Source organism: Rhodococcus coprophilus NBRC 100603 (assembly GCF_001895045.1).
Classification (GTDB): Bacteria; Actinomycetota; Actinomycetes; order Mycobacteriales; family Mycobacteriaceae; genus Rhodococcus; species Rhodococcus coprophilus.
The window spans coordinates 399,091-413,167 of record NZ_BDAM01000007.1 but is presented as its reverse complement, the minus strand read 5'-3'; the positions used below and the strand labels follow the sequence as shown (position 1 = coordinate 413,167).

Here is a 14,077-nt window from a genome sequence, read left to right as displayed (position 1 = left end):
TCAGTCGTCGATGCCGTACAGCCGCGCCCAATTCTCGCGGCTCGTGAGCTTCGGCATCGCTTCCTGCCACACCGTCTTCATCCGGGGCGCTTCCTTGCGAAGCTGCCAGCACACCTTCGCGGCACGCTTGGCGAGGTCGAGCGCGGTGTCCTTGTCGCGGCGACGCACCCGCACCGCGTTCTGCGATGCGTCGGTGACCACAGCGCCGCCGAACAGCGAGACGTGCCACCAGTCGGCATAGTCCGCGGGGACGGTCACCGGGCGACGATCGACCCTGCCCGCGAGTTGCTGCACCGCCCGCTTGAGGAGCACGAGCCCCTCACGCTTCTTGTCTGGTTCGAAGTCCCACACCGACATCTGCGTGTGCGGATCGGATTCCTTCCCCACCTGCGACGCGGGAAGGGGCTTGGTTTCCGGGTAGCGGTCGCGCAACTCCCGCAGTTCCTTCAGGACCGATTGCCCACCGTCGTACAGGAAGTCGGGACCGGCCAGGAAGTCCTCGGCCGCCTTGATGAACGTCGCGGCCAGGCCGTACTGCATCGAGACGATGAGTTCGCTGATCTTGCGGAACAGGTACTTGGAGATGCCGGGTCCGTCGAAGCGCCCGTAGATCGCCGACACCACAAGACCGTTGCGGATGCTGAAATACCGCGCCCAGTCGTCGTAGTCCTTGAGGTAGAAGTCGGCGTGCCACACGCCCGCGTTCGGCAGAGTGACCGTCGGATGCCCGGCGAATCGCGCGCGGATGCCGTACTCGATGTCGTCCCACTGGAAGAACAACGGAATGGGCAGCCCGCAGTCGGCAATGATCTCGGCGGGCAGCAGGCACGTCCACCAGCCGTTCCAGCCGGCGTCGAACCGCGGATCCTGCTTCTTCTTGGTCAGGTCGACGCCCATCTTGGCGCCCGGAGTCAGAGCACCGGCTTTGATTTCGTCGAGCACCTCACGTTCTGCACTGACGTGCAGGACCTGGGGGTTGCTCAGCGACAGCATCTGGGCTCCGACGATCGTCGGCTGCACCGTCATGTTGGCGAACGCGTTCAGCCGCAACACCGACTCCGGCTCGCACAGGATGTCGTCGTCCATGACGATGACGTTGGCGTGCGCCGAATTGGCCGAGCGGGTGATCTCGTACATGCCACGGGAGAATCCACCGGCGCCACCGAGATTGGGCTGCGTCAGGTAGATGAGTTTGCTGCCGAGCTTTTCGGCGACCTCGTCGAACGCGGGACGCGACCGAACCTGATCGGTGCCCTGGTCGACGATGCACACCGCATCGATGTCGGCCATCGCCCCGTCGTCGGACGCCAGCGTGCCCACCGTGACGGTGCAGTCGTCGGCGCGGTTGAACGTGCAGATCACTACCGCGGCGGGTCGCAGGTGCTCGGGCGCCGCGACCGTCCAGCGTGCGTCGGAGACAAGCACCGAACCGTTGCTGGCCTCGGCCGCGAACCAGATCGCGCCGCCGTCGACGAAGCGCTCGATCGGCACCTCGAGGTCCAGTTCGCCCGAACCGGAAACGGTCTCGACGGTGACGACGCGCTCGCGGCCGCGGGCGTCGGACGCGTGTACGACAATTCGGGCACTACCCGAACACCCGTACGTGAGCTGCAGATTCACAGTCTTCACATCGGTCCAGCGCTGCCAGAAGCTGGCGGGGAACCTGCCGAAGTACGTGTTGGTATGAGCCGTCGCGCCGTCGGCCAGCTGGAGACCGTAACGGTCGGTGGCAGCGTCGCCCTTGGTGACTACGTACATCTTTCCGGGCACCCGCGGCGAAAGCGACGCGAAGACACCGCGTTGCACGATCAGCCGATCCCGGTGCACCGGTTCGCTGAGGGCGCCGTCCAGCGCGTCTGTGTTGCTTTCGATCGCTGTCGTGTCGCCGGCAGTTGCCTGCTCCATCGAGCTACTCCCCGCTAGTGGTCGATCCTGTTACGGATGCGACAGTAGCAGCGCAAATAGGTGTCATTACGGCACGTACACACACCTCGCGCGATTCATCCCGTTCGAACCTTTTGCCCCAAACGCGAAAGAACTGCAGGTCGCTCAAGCGCCGAGGATTCTTTCGTTGCGTTCGTACGCGGCCTCGGTGGCCGTTTTCTGTGGCATCCACCACGTCTCGTGCGTCCGGTACCACTCGATCGTCGCCGCCAGTCCCGCCCGGAAATCGCGGTAGCGCGGCTCCCACCCCAACTCAGTCCGCAGTCGCGTCGCGTCGATCGCATACCGCAGGTCGTGGCCGGGCCGGTCGGTGACGAAGTCGAACGCGTCCTTGTCCTGGCCGCACAACTCGAGCACGGTCTCGACGACAGTCCGGTTGTCGCTTTCCCCGTCCGCGCCGATCAGATAGGTCTCCCCGATCCGGCCCTTCTCGATGATCGTCCACACCGCACTGTTGTGGTCGTCGACGTGAATCCAGTCCCGCACGTTCGCGCCCGTGCCGTACAACTTGGGTCGCACCCCGGTCAGGACATTGGTGATCTGACGGGGAATGAACTTCTCGACATGCTGATACGGGCCGTAGTTGTTCGAGCAGTTCGAGATCGTCGCCCGCACCCCGAACGAACGCACCCACGCGCGCACCAGCAGGTCGGAGCCGGCCTTCGTCGACGAATACGGGCTCGACGGGTTGTAGGGGGTCTCCTCGGTGAACCTCGCCGGGTCGTCGAGTTCGAGATCGCCGTAGACCTCGTCCGTCGAGATGTGGTGATAGCGCACGTCGTACCGGCGGACCGCCTCGAGCAACGTGAAGGTGCCCACCACATTGGTGTGCACGAACGGAGTCGGGTCGGTCAGCGAGTTGTCGTTGTGCGATTCGGCGGCGAAGTGCACCACCAGGTCGGCGGTCGCGACGAGACGGTCGACGAGTTCGGGGTCGGCTATATCACCGTGGACGAAGGTGATCTTGTCCGCGACCGGATCGAGAGACGCACGGTTGCCGGCATAGGTGAGCTTGTCGAGCACCGTCACCTCGACGTCGGGGTGGTCGGCGACAGTCTGATGGACGAAGTTCGCGCCGATGAATCCGGCGCCGCCGGTGACGAGCAGCCTCATTCGCCAAACCCTACCGACAACTGCGCGTCGTCTCTCCGACATGGAACACTTGCCCGCATGCGCGGAATCATCCTGGCCGGCGGGACCGGTTCGCGACTGCACCCCATCACCCTGGGCATAAGCAAGCAGCTCACGCCCGTCTACGACAAGCCGATGATCTACTACCCCCTCTCGACGCTGATGCTGGCGGGCATCCGAGAGGTCCTCGTCATCACGACCCCCCACGACCTCGACCAGTTCCGGCGACTGCTCGGCGACGGGTCGCGGTTCGGGATCGAGCTGACCTACGCCACACAGCAACGGCCCGACGGGCTGGCTCAGGCCTTCGTGCTCGGCGCCGACCACATCGGCACCGAGTCGGTGGCACTGGTGCTGGGCGACAACATCTTCTACGGACCCGGCCTCGGTTCCCAGCTGACCCGGTTCGCCGACATCGACGGAGGCGCCGTATTCGCCTACCGTGTCTCCGACCCCGCGGCCTACGGGGTGGTCGAGTTCGATTCCGCCGGTCGCGCGCTGTCGCTCGAAGAAAAGCCGGTCGACCCGAAGTCGCCGTACGCGGTGCCGGGGCTGTATTTCTACGACAACGACGTCGTCGAGATTGCTCGCGGGTTGCGGCCGTCCCCGCGTGGCGAGTACGAGATCACCGACATCAACCGCACCTACCTCGAGGCGGGAAAGCTGCACGTCGAGGTGCTGCCACGGGGCACGGCGTGGCTCGACACCGGCACCTTCGATTCATTGCTCGACGCGTCGAACTACGTCCGCACCATCGAACAACGGCAGGGCCTGAAGATCGGCGCTCCCGAAGAGGTCGCGTGGCGTCGGGGATTCGTCACGGACGACGAATTACGCGCCTTGGCCGAGCCGTTGGCGAAATCCGGATACGGGCAGTATCTGCTCGATCTGCTGGAACGAGGAAGGGACTTCTAGGCGATGCAGTATCGCGAGTTGAAGATCGGCGGGGCGTGGGAGATCACGCCCGTAACGTTCGGCGACGAACGGGGTCTGTTCCTCGAGTGGTTCAAACAAGCAACCTTTCGCGAGGCAACCGGCCGGTCGCTGGAATCGGCCCAGGCGAACTGCTCGGTTTCGGCGGCCGGGGTACTGCGCGGCATCCACTACGCGGATGTCCCGCCGGGACAAGCGAAGTACGTGACGTGTGTGTCGGGTTCGGTACTCGATGTGGTCGTCGACCTGCGTGTCGGGTCGCCGACGTTCGGGCAGTGGGATTCGGTACTGCTCGACACGGCCGATCGCCGCGCGATCTTCCTGTCCGAAGGCCTCGGGCACGGTTTCCTTGCCCTGGAAGACAATTCGACGGTCATGTACCTGTGCTCGACGCCGTACGCCCCGGACCGGGAGCACGAAGTGAATCCGCTCGATCCGGAGATCGGGATCGACTGGCCGGTCGTGGGCCGGGACGGCAGCCCGCTCGAATACGAACTGTCGGCCAAGGATCGCGCCGCCCCCACCCTCGCGGAGGCACGCACTGCCGGGCGACTGCCCCTTCTCTGACTTCCTTGGTGGGATTGCGCCCGCTGAGCGGGCACTATTCCACCAAGGGCGAACCGCACCGGAACCTCTCGCACCCACGCCGCGTCGAACGAGGCATGGACCGCAAAGAGATCCACGCGATCATGGCCAGGCAGGACGGCGTGATCACCCGTACCCAGGCGCTCGGATGCGACATGAGTTCGACCTCGGTGGGCCGGGCCGTCGCTACAGGTGAATGGACGACGCTGGTGCCGGGCGTCTACCTGCGTTCCGACCGGGAGCGCACCGACGCCGTCGAACTGCGCGCGGCGGTGTACGGAGCCGGACAAGAAGCCGTGGCGTGGGGCCCGAGCGCGGCGTGGTGGCACGGATTGCTGGACCGGCCACCTGCCCGGCACTACGTCACCGTTCCCCACCACCGGATACGGTCGTGCACGCGTAGCACTCGTGTACGTCGGCGGGACCTGCACTGGAAAGACACCGTGATCGTCCGGAACCTGCCGTTGACGGCGTTGCCCCTCACCGTCCTCGAGGCCGCGACCGAGATGCCGAGCGGGTCGGTACTCATGGATCGTGCGCTTCAGCGGCACACCTCGCTCGAGGTTCTGCAACAGGTACATCGGCGCAACTCGGGACGGCACGGCGCTCGCGCGGCGTCACGCCTGCTGTGTTCAGCCGGTGACGGCGGGCATTCGGAGGCCGAGCGCACCCTGCACCGACTCCTGCGCGACGCGGGTCTGACGGGGTGGCGGGCACACGTGTGGAGTTGCGGGTTCGAGATCGACGTGGCGTTCGAGGCCCGGCGGGTTGCTGTCGAAGTGGACGGCTGGGCGTGGCACCGCGACGCTCATCGTCATCGCCGCGACGCCGAACGACAGAATGTACTGGTCAACGCAGGCTGGCACGTCCTGCGCTTCACCTGGCACACCTTGATCGAAGATCCCGACGGCGTCGTCCGGCAGATTCGGTCGGCTCTCGATGGCCGCCAGTGAAACCTCGGTGGGAAAGTGCCCGCCCAGCGGGCATCGACTCACCAAAGATCAGCGGATGCGGAAGATCACCACTCGCTGCACCACGAAGTTGATGACAGTGGCGGTGCCCTGCGCGACGACGAACGCGAACGGGGTGACCCACCACTGGTCGCCGAGCGAGTCGTTGAGCAGGCCGTTGATGCCGACCTGCGCGGCGAACGTCACGGCGTACAGCGCCACGACCGCGGCGAAGCGCACCTTGCTCGGTTCTGCCTTGAACGTCCATCGTCGGTTGATGAGATATGCGGTGGTGGTGCCCGCGACGAACGACAGCGCCTTGGCGCCGTCGCGAGTCACGCCGAGCGCCATGAGCAGCACGTACAGGCCGTAGTCGACGATCGCCGAGAGCCCACCCGTCAGCACGAACCGCACGAGTTGTGTCTTGAGTCCCAGCGCGTCGTCGGCTGTGGAGTCGGTCAGCGGCAATTCCGGAGCGAGCGGGGCGTGGTGTTCCGGCAACGGCTGCACGTGGTCATGGGGTTCGGGCACGCAGACGAGGGTAACGCCCGGACCGATCCGGCTGTTGACCTCGAGCCCGCTCGAGGTTGCACCATCGGATCCATGAGCATCGCACTGAACCACACCATCGTCCACGCAACGGACCCGAAGCGATCCGCGGTCTTCTTCTCGGAGATCCTCGGTCTCGGGTCGCCCACCCCTTACGGGCCGTTCGTCGTTGTGCAGGTCGACAACGATGTCTCCCTGGACTTCATGGCCGACCGCGGACCCGTCCGTTCGCAGCACTACGCCTTCCTGGTGGGGGAACAGGAATTCGACGACATTCTCGCCCGGATCCGGTCGCGTGACCTGGATTATTGGGCGGACCCATCGCACCGGACCAGGGGCGAGATCAACACTCGCGACGGAGGGCGCGGCGTGTACTGGGAGGATCCCGACGGCCACAACCTGGAAATCATCACAAAACCGTACGGAGGCTAGCCCCGCTCTTGCAGGGTGGGCCAGGCACGCGGGTAGCCTTTGTCCTGATGTCCACGACAGCTGCAGAGCAGGCGAGTGAGCCTCTCCCCACCCAGACCCGCACCCTGACCGGCTGGGGGCGCACCGCGCCGACCACCGCAGAGGTGCTCACCACGCCCGATGTCGAAGTGATCGCGCAGGCAGTCGCGCGCGTCGCGGAAGACAACGACTCCAAGCCGTCGCATCTGCGTCGCGGCGTCATCGCGCGCGGCCTCGGCCGCTCGTACGGCGACCCGGCCCAGAACGCGGGCGGCCTCGTCATCGACATGACGGCGCTGAACAAGATCCACAGCATCGACCGCGAATCGCGGCGAGTGATCGTCGACGGCGGCGTCGATCTCGATCAGCTGATGCGCGCCGCGCTGCCGTTCGGCCTGTGGGTACCGGTGCTCCCGGGAACACGACAGGTAACCGTCGGTGGAGCCATCGGCTCCGACATCCACGGCAAGAACCACCACAGCGCGGGCAGCTTCGGCAACCACGTGCGCTCGCTCGAGTTGCTCACCGCCGACGGGCAGATCCGGACCTGCACCCCCACCGGCCGCAATTCGAAATTGTTCTGGGCCACCGTCGGCGGCATGGGCCTGACCGGCATCATCCTCCGCGCGACCATCGAGATGACGCCCACGGAAACGGCGTACTTCATCGCCGACACCGCGCGCACCGAAAGTCTCGACGAGACGATCGCGCTGCACAGCGACGGTTCCGAGGAGAACTACGACTACTCGAGCGCCTGGTTCGACGCGATCTCCGCGCCGCCGAAGCTCGGACGCGCAGCGGTCTCGCGCGGTTCGCTCGCCACCCTCGACCAGCTGCCCAAGAAGCTGCAGAAGGATCCGCTGCGATTCTCGGGTTCGACGCTGCTGACCTTCCCCGACATCTTCCCCAACGGGCTGGCGAACAAGTTCGACTTCTCGATCGTCGGCGAGCTGTACTACCGGAAGACCAAGAACGCGACCGGCCAGATCCAGAATCTGACGCAGTTCTACCACCCGCTCGACCTGTTCGGTGAGTGGAACCGGGCCTACGGCTCCAAGGGCTTCCTGCAGTACCAGTTCGTGGTGCCGCCCGAGGCCGTCGAGGAGTTCAAGAAGATCATCTTCGACATCCAGCAGTCGGGGCACTACTCGTTCCTCAACGTGTTCAAGCTCTTCGGTGAGGGCAACAAGGCGCCGCTGAGCTTCCCCATGAAGGGCTGGAACGTCTGCGTGGACTTCCCGATCAAGGACGGGCTCAACGAGTTCGTCCGGGAACTCGACAAGCGGGTCCTCGAGTTCGGCGGCCGCCTCTACACCGCCAAGGATTCGCGCACCACGGCCGAGACGTTCCACGCCATGTATCCGCGCATCGACGAGTGGCTCAAGGTGCGCCGTTCGGTCGACCCCACCAATGTCTTCGCTTCCGATATGTCCAGAAGGTTGGAACTGCACTGATGATCAACGCCGTAGGTAACCCCCAGACCCTGCTGCTGCTCGGTGGCACCTCCGAGATCGGCCTGGCCATCGTCGAGGAATACCTGCGCAAGGCGCCGGCCCGTGTGATCCTTGCGGCGCTGCCCGGCGACTCGCGTCGCGAGGACGCGGTCACCCAGGCGAAGGCCGCGGGTGCGACGTCCGTCGACCTCATCGATTTCGATGCGCTGGACACCGCGAGCCATCCCGAGGTCATCGACCGGGCGTGGAGCGGCGGCGACGTCGACGTGGCGATCGTCGCGTTCGGCCTCGACGGCGATGCCGAGGAACTGTGGCAGGACCAGCGCAAAGCCGTACAGGTAGCGGGGGTCAACTACACCGCCGCGGTGTCGGTGGGCGTGCTGGTCGGACAGAAGATGAAGGCACAGGGCTTCGGGCACATCATCGCCATGTCGTCGGTGGCCGGTGAACGTGTCAAGCGCGCGAACTTCGTCTACGGCTCCACGAAGGCCGGACTCGACGGGTTCTACCTGGGCCTCGGCGAAGCTCTGGCGAAGTTCGGTCCGCGCGTGACGGTGGTGCGCCCCGGACAGGTGCGTACCCAGTTCAGCGCCCACGTCGACGAGGCGCCTCTGACCGTGAACAAGGAAGACGTCGCCAAGCTCGCGGTCGCGGCCTCCGACAAGGGCAAAGAGATCGTGTGGGCACCGGGCCCGTTCCGGTTCGTGATGATGATCCTGCGTCACGTCCCGCGCGCGATCTTCCGCAAGCTGCCGATCTAGTAGCCCCAGGGGAAGCCACGGGATCCCTGCACCCGTCGGGTCTCGTCGAGCCTGTTCATTAAGCTCGACAACCGTGACCGACGCGCCCGTGAGCTCCCCCGCCCTTCCCGTCGCTCCGTTCCGTCGGATCGCGGGCACCGTCGGCCGGATGGTCGCCGCGGTGCTCGTCGCGGCGGTGGTGTCGTCCGTCGGGTTGTTCGCGTTCGGCCGGGTGCAGTGGCCGGCGTTCAACTCGTCGAACGTCACCCAGGCGGTCACCACCGTCATGCAGGTGGCGGCGCTCGCCGCGCTGGGCCTGTCGATCTATCTGTTGCGTCGCCGCAGGTTCGTCCGGGGTGCGCGGGTCCTGTCGTGGGCGGCATTGTCGGGACTGGTCACCGCGACTCTCGGCATGCCACTCGCCGCGACCCGTCTGTATCTGCACGGCATCTCGGTCGATCAGGAATTCCGTACGGAGTTCCTCACGCGCCTGACCGACAGTCCGGCCCTGCGCGACATGACCTATGCGGATCTGCCGCCGTTCTACCCGGCTGGGTGGTTCTGGATCGGCGGGCGTGTGGCGAACGTTCTCGGCATGGACGGCTGGGAGGCGTTCAAGCCGTACGCGATCGGTTCGATCGCCGTCGCCGCGGTGCTCGCGCTGGTGCTGTGGTCGGAACTCGTCCGCTCCGATCTGGCGGTGCTGGTCGCGACGGCAACCACCGCGATCGTGCTGGCCTACGGATCCCCGGAGCCGTACGGCGCCGTGATCGCCCTGCTGCTCCCGCCCGCCCTCGTACTCGCGTGGGGGGCCCTGGCGCCTGTCGGTACCGGTCCCCGCAAGAACACTCGGCAGGGGTGGGGTGCGGCTGTCGGGACGGGGTTGTTCCTCGGGGTCGCTGCCACGTTCTACACGCTCTACCTGGGGCTGGCCGCGTTCGCGGTGACGGTGATGGCGGTCGCGGCGGCGATCCTCGCGCGCCGCGCCGGCGGATCGTGGCGGGCTGCTCTCCCCGTGCTGACGAAATTCGTCGTCATCGCCGCGATCGCGGCCCTCGTCGCGCTGATCGTGTGGGCACCGTTCTCGGCCGACGTGCTGACCGGCAAGACTCCCTCCGGATCCGGCACGGCGACCCACTACCTGCCCGAGGCCGGCGCGAAGCTGCCGTTGCCGATGTTCCACGCTTCGCTCGTCGGGTTGCTGTGCCTGCTGGGGACCGTCTGGCTGGTCGGCAGAGCGACGTCGTCGCGTCGTGCGCAGGCACTCGGACTCGGGGTGGTCGCCGTCTACCTGTGGTACCTCGCGTCGATGGCGTTCACGGTGCTCGGCAACACACTGCTGGCTTTCCGGCTCGAAGTCATCCTGCTGGTGTTGCTCGGCTCCGCCGGTGCGTTCGCGTTCGTCGACTTCTCCCGCTGGATCAGCCTGGCCACCAGTGACAATCCGCGCGTACGCCGTGTCCTCGTCGCGGTGGGCGCGCTCGGTGCGCTCGCCTTCGCGCAGAACATCCCGCAGGTTCTGACCCCCGAGATCAACCTCGCCTACAGCGACACCGACGGCAACGGTGAACGCGCCGAACAGCGTCCGCCCGGTGCCGCGTCGTACTTCGGTGAGGTGGACGAGGTGCTCACCTCCCAGCTCGGACCGGAACGCAGCGACTGGGTCGTCCTCACCGCCGACACCTCGTTCCTCGCCTACTACCCGTATTTCGGCTTCCAGGCGCTGACGTCGCACTACGCGAATCCGTTGGCGGACTTCGCCGGTCGCGCCGCTGCGATCGAGAGCTGGGCGGAACTGGGCTCGGCCGACGAACTGCTCGCCGCATGGGACGCGTTGCCGTGGCGAGCCCCCGACGCCATCGTGTTCCGGCAGAGCGCCGAGGGCTACACGCTGCGACTGGCCGAGGACGTGTATCCGAACGACCCCAACGTGCGTCGCTACACGGTGACCTTCCCCGAGGAGTTGTTCGACGACCCACGATTCACGGTCACCGAGGTCGGTCCGTTCGTGGTGGTCACGCGCGACGCAGGGGCATGATCGCCCGAACGCCGGTATCGCGCAGCCACAACGCGCCCCACACGAAGATTCCGACGTAGATCGGGAACAGCGTCGTGCTGACGATCGGCTGTTCGGTGAGCATATTGCTCGCCACCGCACCGCCGAGATAGCCGGTGAGCAGCACGGCGCCGAGGATCGACGTCACCGGCACCACGTAGAGCACCAGGCTTACGAGCAGTACGGCCCCGATCACCCTGTTCAGGCTCGGATCGAAGCCGAGATCGGCCATTGCGTCGCGCACCTGCGACGTGTTCATCAGATGAATCACCGAGTCGAACAGCAGTAACGCCACCACCAGTGCGGTGACGATCAGACCGGCGATGCGAGCGGACTTGGACGCGGCACCGTGCGCGGTGCTCGGAACTGAGTGCGATGTGATGGTCATGAGAGTCTCCCGTGGTAGATACGGCGACGATTCGGATGGTATTCCTACATCGACCCGCTCCACCTCCGGAATTCATCGCGACGGGAGACGCGACGCCAGAAGTTCGGCCAGATGAGTCCCGCGACGCGACGTCAGGTCGCCGATCTGAGTGCGGCACGAATACCCGTCGGCGAGCACGATGGTGTCGTCGGAGGCCGCCTCGACGGCGGGAACGAGCTGGGCACCGGCTATCGCGACGGAGACGTCGTAGTGCCCGCGCTCGACGCCGAAGTTGCCCGCCAGACCGCAGCACCCGCTGAGGCGCTGCACCTGTGCGCCGGCGTTCCGCAGCAGTGCGGCGTCGGCGCCCCACCCCATGACCGCGTGGTGATGGCAGTGCGGCTGGGCGACGATTCTGGTGCCCTCGAGCGACCGCGGCGTCCGGTCGCCGAGGAATTCGGCGAGGGTGGAGGTGCTTCCGGCGACGATCCGGGCCGGTTCGGAGCCGAGCAGCTCGACCGCGTCCGAGCGCAGCACCGCGGTACACGACGGTTCGAGCCCCACGATCGGCGTGCCGATCCGGAACAGTTCGGAGATGGTTCGGCCCAGTATCTTTCGCGCTGTTCCGAGCTGCCCGGTGGTGATCCACGTCAGCGCGCAGCACTGCTGCTCCTCGGTGATCAGCACCCGATGTCCGGCAGCTTCGAGCACCTCGACCGCCGCCACACCGACTTCGGGGGTGAAGTATTCGGTGAACGTGTCGACGAACAGCACCACCGGACGGCCCGCGCGCGACCGCTGCGCTGCGGTATCGGCGAACCAGCGGCGAAACGTGCGGGCCGCGATCACCGGGACGGTGCGCCGCCGGTCCATTCCCGCGAGCACGAGTCCGGCGGCCGCGACACCCGGAACCCGTGTGACGCTGTTGACCAGGCGTGGTGCGCGAGAGGCCAGGGCGGCCCAGCGCGGTAACCGTCCGAGACTGTAGTGCGAGATCGGGCGGCGTCGACCGCGATACGTCTGGTGCAGCACTTCGGATTTCCACGTTGCCATGTCGACGCCGGTCGGGCAGTCCGACAGGCAGCCTTTGCACGACAGGCACAGCTCGAGCGCGTCGTGTACTTCCTTCGACTTCCACGAGTCCGTGACGAGCGTGCCGTTGAGCATCTCCTGCAGCACCCTGGCCCGGCCACGCGTGGAGTCCTTCTCCTCGCGGGTCGCCAGATAGGACGGGCACATCACCCCGCCCGTCCCGCTGGTGTCGGCACGGCACTTGCCCACACCGGTGCAGCGGTGGACTGCCTGCGTGAAGTTTCCGCCGTCCTCGGAATAGCGGAACCCCAAGAGGTCGTTCACTTTCCGGGCGGCCGGTACCCGCAGGTCGACGTCGAGAGGTTGCGGATCGACCAGGACGCCGGGATTGAGCACGTTGTCGGGGTCGAACACGGACTTCACCGCACCGAACATCCGGATCGCCGCCGGGGAGTACATCAGCGGGAGGAGTTCGCTCCGAGCTCTGCCGTCACCGTGTTCCCCGGACATGGACCCGCCGTATTCGGCGACGAGTTGCCCCGCAGCGAAAAGGAACTCGCGGAACATGCCGGGAACCTCGAGCGGCACGTCGAGACGGATGTGGATGCAGCCGTCGGCGAAGTGCCCGTAGGGGTAGCCGGTGATGCCGTAGCTGTCGGTCAGTGCCTGGAAATCGCGCAGATATCCGCCGATGCGCTCCGGCGGCACGGCGGCGTCTTCCCACCCCGCGTGCGCGGGCAGACCCCGCGGGCTCCGCGCCGACAGTCCCGAGCCGTCCTCCCGGATCCGCCACAGCGCGTCCGCCCGCGCCTGGTCGTCGACGTGCAGCGTGTCCACCGCACCGGCCGCCTTCACGATTCCTCGCGCGCGCTCGCGCACCTCGTCGGCGTCGTCCCCCGCCAACTCGACGAACAACCACGCAGCACCGCGCGGCAACGGCGGCACCGCGTGCTGCCCACGACGCGCGCGAACGACGTCGACGATCCGGGAGTCGAGCCCCTCGCACGCCGTCGGGCGGAAACACAACAAGGTATGGGCCGCATTGCCGGCCGCAACGATGTCCGGATAACCGAGCACCACCATCGTGCGCACCGGCGGGTCCTCGACCAGGCGCAGCGTCGCCTCCGTCGTGATGCCGAGCGTTCCCTCGCTTCCGATCAGCAGGCCGCGCACGTCGAACCGATTTTCGGGCAGCAGGCATTCGAGCGCGTAACCGGACACCTGGCGCCCGAACCTGCCGAATTCGGTACGGACGGTCGCGAGATCGCGCGCGACTATCTCGCGCAGCGGTTCGAGGATCCGGTCGGTGCCGGGCAACGACAGCGGGTGCCCGGTGCCCGTGAGCACCTCGAGCCCGACCACGTTGTCGGACGTACGGCCGTACCCGAGCGCACGGGCACCACACGCGTTGTTGCCGATCATCCCGCCGATCGTGCAGCGATTGTGAGTGGACGGATCGGGGCCGAACCGGAGTCCGTACGGCGCAGCGGCCCGCTGGACCTCGGTCTGCACGACACCCGGCTGCACGCGGGCTGTGCGAGCGTCGGGATCTATCGACAGCACTCGGCCGAGATGCCGGGAGAAATCGAGCACGACGCCCGGGCCGACGGCGTTGCCCGCGAGGGAGGTGCCGGCACCGCGTGAGGTGATGGGCACGCCCTCGCGCCGGCACACGTCGAGGACGGCAGCGACCTCGTCGATCGATCGCGGACGCACCACGGCCTGCGGGGGCACGCGATAGAGAGAGGCGTCCGACGAATACATCGCTCTCGTGGTGGTGTCGTCACGGACCTCTGCGATCCCCGCGCCACGCAGCGCGCGGCCGATAGGCGTCGCAGTGTCCATGGTGTCCGATGCTAGTGGGGTCGGTGATGCGCGGGACCAGG

The 14,077-nt window shown here is 66.7% G+C and carries 12 protein-coding genes; 7 read left to right on the top strand and 5 right to left on the bottom strand.

The genetic code is table 11. From position 1 onward, the window contains the following. Complete coding sequence (locus RDCOP1_RS13790) at positions 1–1,905, bottom strand: glycosyltransferase (RefSeq protein ID WP_072701380.1); 1,905 nt, start codon at positions 1,903–1,905, stop codon at positions 1–3. A 144-nt stretch (positions 1,906–2,049) separates the two neighbouring features. Continuing rightward, positions 2,050–3,057, bottom strand: a complete 1,008-nt coding sequence (rfbB, locus tag RDCOP1_RS13785; protein ID WP_072701378.1) for a dTDP-glucose 4,6-dehydratase — start codon at positions 3,055–3,057, stop codon at positions 2,050–2,052. 57 nt (positions 3,058–3,114) lie between these two features. Here rfbB and rfbA point away from each other — a divergent pair, with 57 nt between their 5' ends. From rfbA to RDCOP1_RS13770, 3 genes are read left to right on the top strand one after another with little or no spacing between them, the layout of a single operon-like run. Beyond that, positions 3,115–3,990: a glucose-1-phosphate thymidylyltransferase RfbA gene (gene rfbA / locus RDCOP1_RS13780; RefSeq protein WP_072701376.1), complete on the top strand. Its 876-nt coding sequence runs from the start codon at positions 3,115–3,117 to the stop codon at positions 3,988–3,990. A 3-nt stretch (positions 3,991–3,993) separates the two neighbouring features. Further along, the gene (gene rfbC / locus RDCOP1_RS13775) at positions 3,994–4,575 is read left to right on the top strand and encodes a dTDP-4-dehydrorhamnose 3,5-epimerase (protein WP_072701374.1); all 582 of its coding nucleotides are present in this window, start codon (positions 3,994–3,996) and stop codon (positions 4,573–4,575) included. 8 nt (positions 4,576–4,583) lie between these two features. After that, positions 4,584–5,546, top strand: coding sequence for a PDDEXK-like endonuclease domain-containing protein (locus RDCOP1_RS13770; protein ID WP_307718197.1), 963 nt, complete (start codon positions 4,584–4,586; stop codon positions 5,544–5,546). A gap of 48 nt (positions 5,547–5,594) precedes the next feature. On the opposite strand, the gene RDCOP1_RS13765 is transcribed toward RDCOP1_RS13770, so the two are convergent. Continuing rightward, complete coding sequence (locus tag RDCOP1_RS13765; RefSeq protein WP_084722620.1) at positions 5,595–6,074, bottom strand: GtrA family protein; 480 nt, start codon at positions 6,072–6,074, stop codon at positions 5,595–5,597. Positions 6,075–6,146: 72 nt separating this feature from the next. Here RDCOP1_RS13765 and RDCOP1_RS13760 point away from each other — a divergent pair, with 72 nt between their 5' ends. The 4 genes from RDCOP1_RS13760 to RDCOP1_RS13745 all read left to right on the top strand — a co-directional run bounded on the left by RDCOP1_RS13760 (position 6,147) and on the right by RDCOP1_RS13745 (position 10,774). After that, positions 6,147–6,524, top strand: coding sequence for a VOC family protein (locus RDCOP1_RS13760; RefSeq protein WP_072701528.1), 378 nt, complete (start codon positions 6,147–6,149; stop codon positions 6,522–6,524). A gap of 47 nt (positions 6,525–6,571) precedes the next feature. After that, the gene (gene dprE1, locus RDCOP1_RS13755) at positions 6,572–7,996 is read left to right on the top strand and encodes a decaprenylphosphoryl-beta-D-ribose oxidase (protein WP_072701369.1); all 1,425 of its coding nucleotides are present in this window, start codon (positions 6,572–6,574) and stop codon (positions 7,994–7,996) included. After that, complete coding sequence (dprE2, locus tag RDCOP1_RS13750) at positions 7,996–8,757, top strand: decaprenylphospho-beta-D-erythro-pentofuranosid-2-ulose 2-reductase (protein ID WP_072701367.1); 762 nt, start codon at positions 7,996–7,998, stop codon at positions 8,755–8,757. The genes dprE1 and dprE2 overlap by 1 nt, the downstream gene beginning before the upstream one ends. 148 nt (positions 8,758–8,905) lie before the next feature. After that, entirely contained in the window at positions 8,906–10,774 is a 1,869-nt protein-coding gene (locus RDCOP1_RS13745; RefSeq protein WP_072701526.1) for a galactan 5-O-arabinofuranosyltransferase, read from the top strand. On the opposite strand, the gene RDCOP1_RS13740 is transcribed toward RDCOP1_RS13745, so the two are convergent. Further along, positions 10,752–11,180: a DoxX family protein gene (locus RDCOP1_RS13740; RefSeq protein ID WP_072701365.1), complete on the bottom strand. Its 429-nt coding sequence runs from the start codon at positions 11,178–11,180 to the stop codon at positions 10,752–10,754. The two genes, RDCOP1_RS13745 and RDCOP1_RS13740, sit on opposite strands and share 23 nt — an antisense overlap. 72 nt (positions 11,181–11,252) lie before the next feature. Next, positions 11,253–14,036 (bottom strand): FAD-binding and (Fe-S)-binding domain-containing protein, encoded by a 2,784-nt coding sequence (locus tag RDCOP1_RS13735; protein WP_072701363.1) that lies wholly within the window; start codon positions 14,034–14,036, stop codon positions 11,253–11,255. Positions 14,037–14,077: the final 41 nt, after the last annotated feature.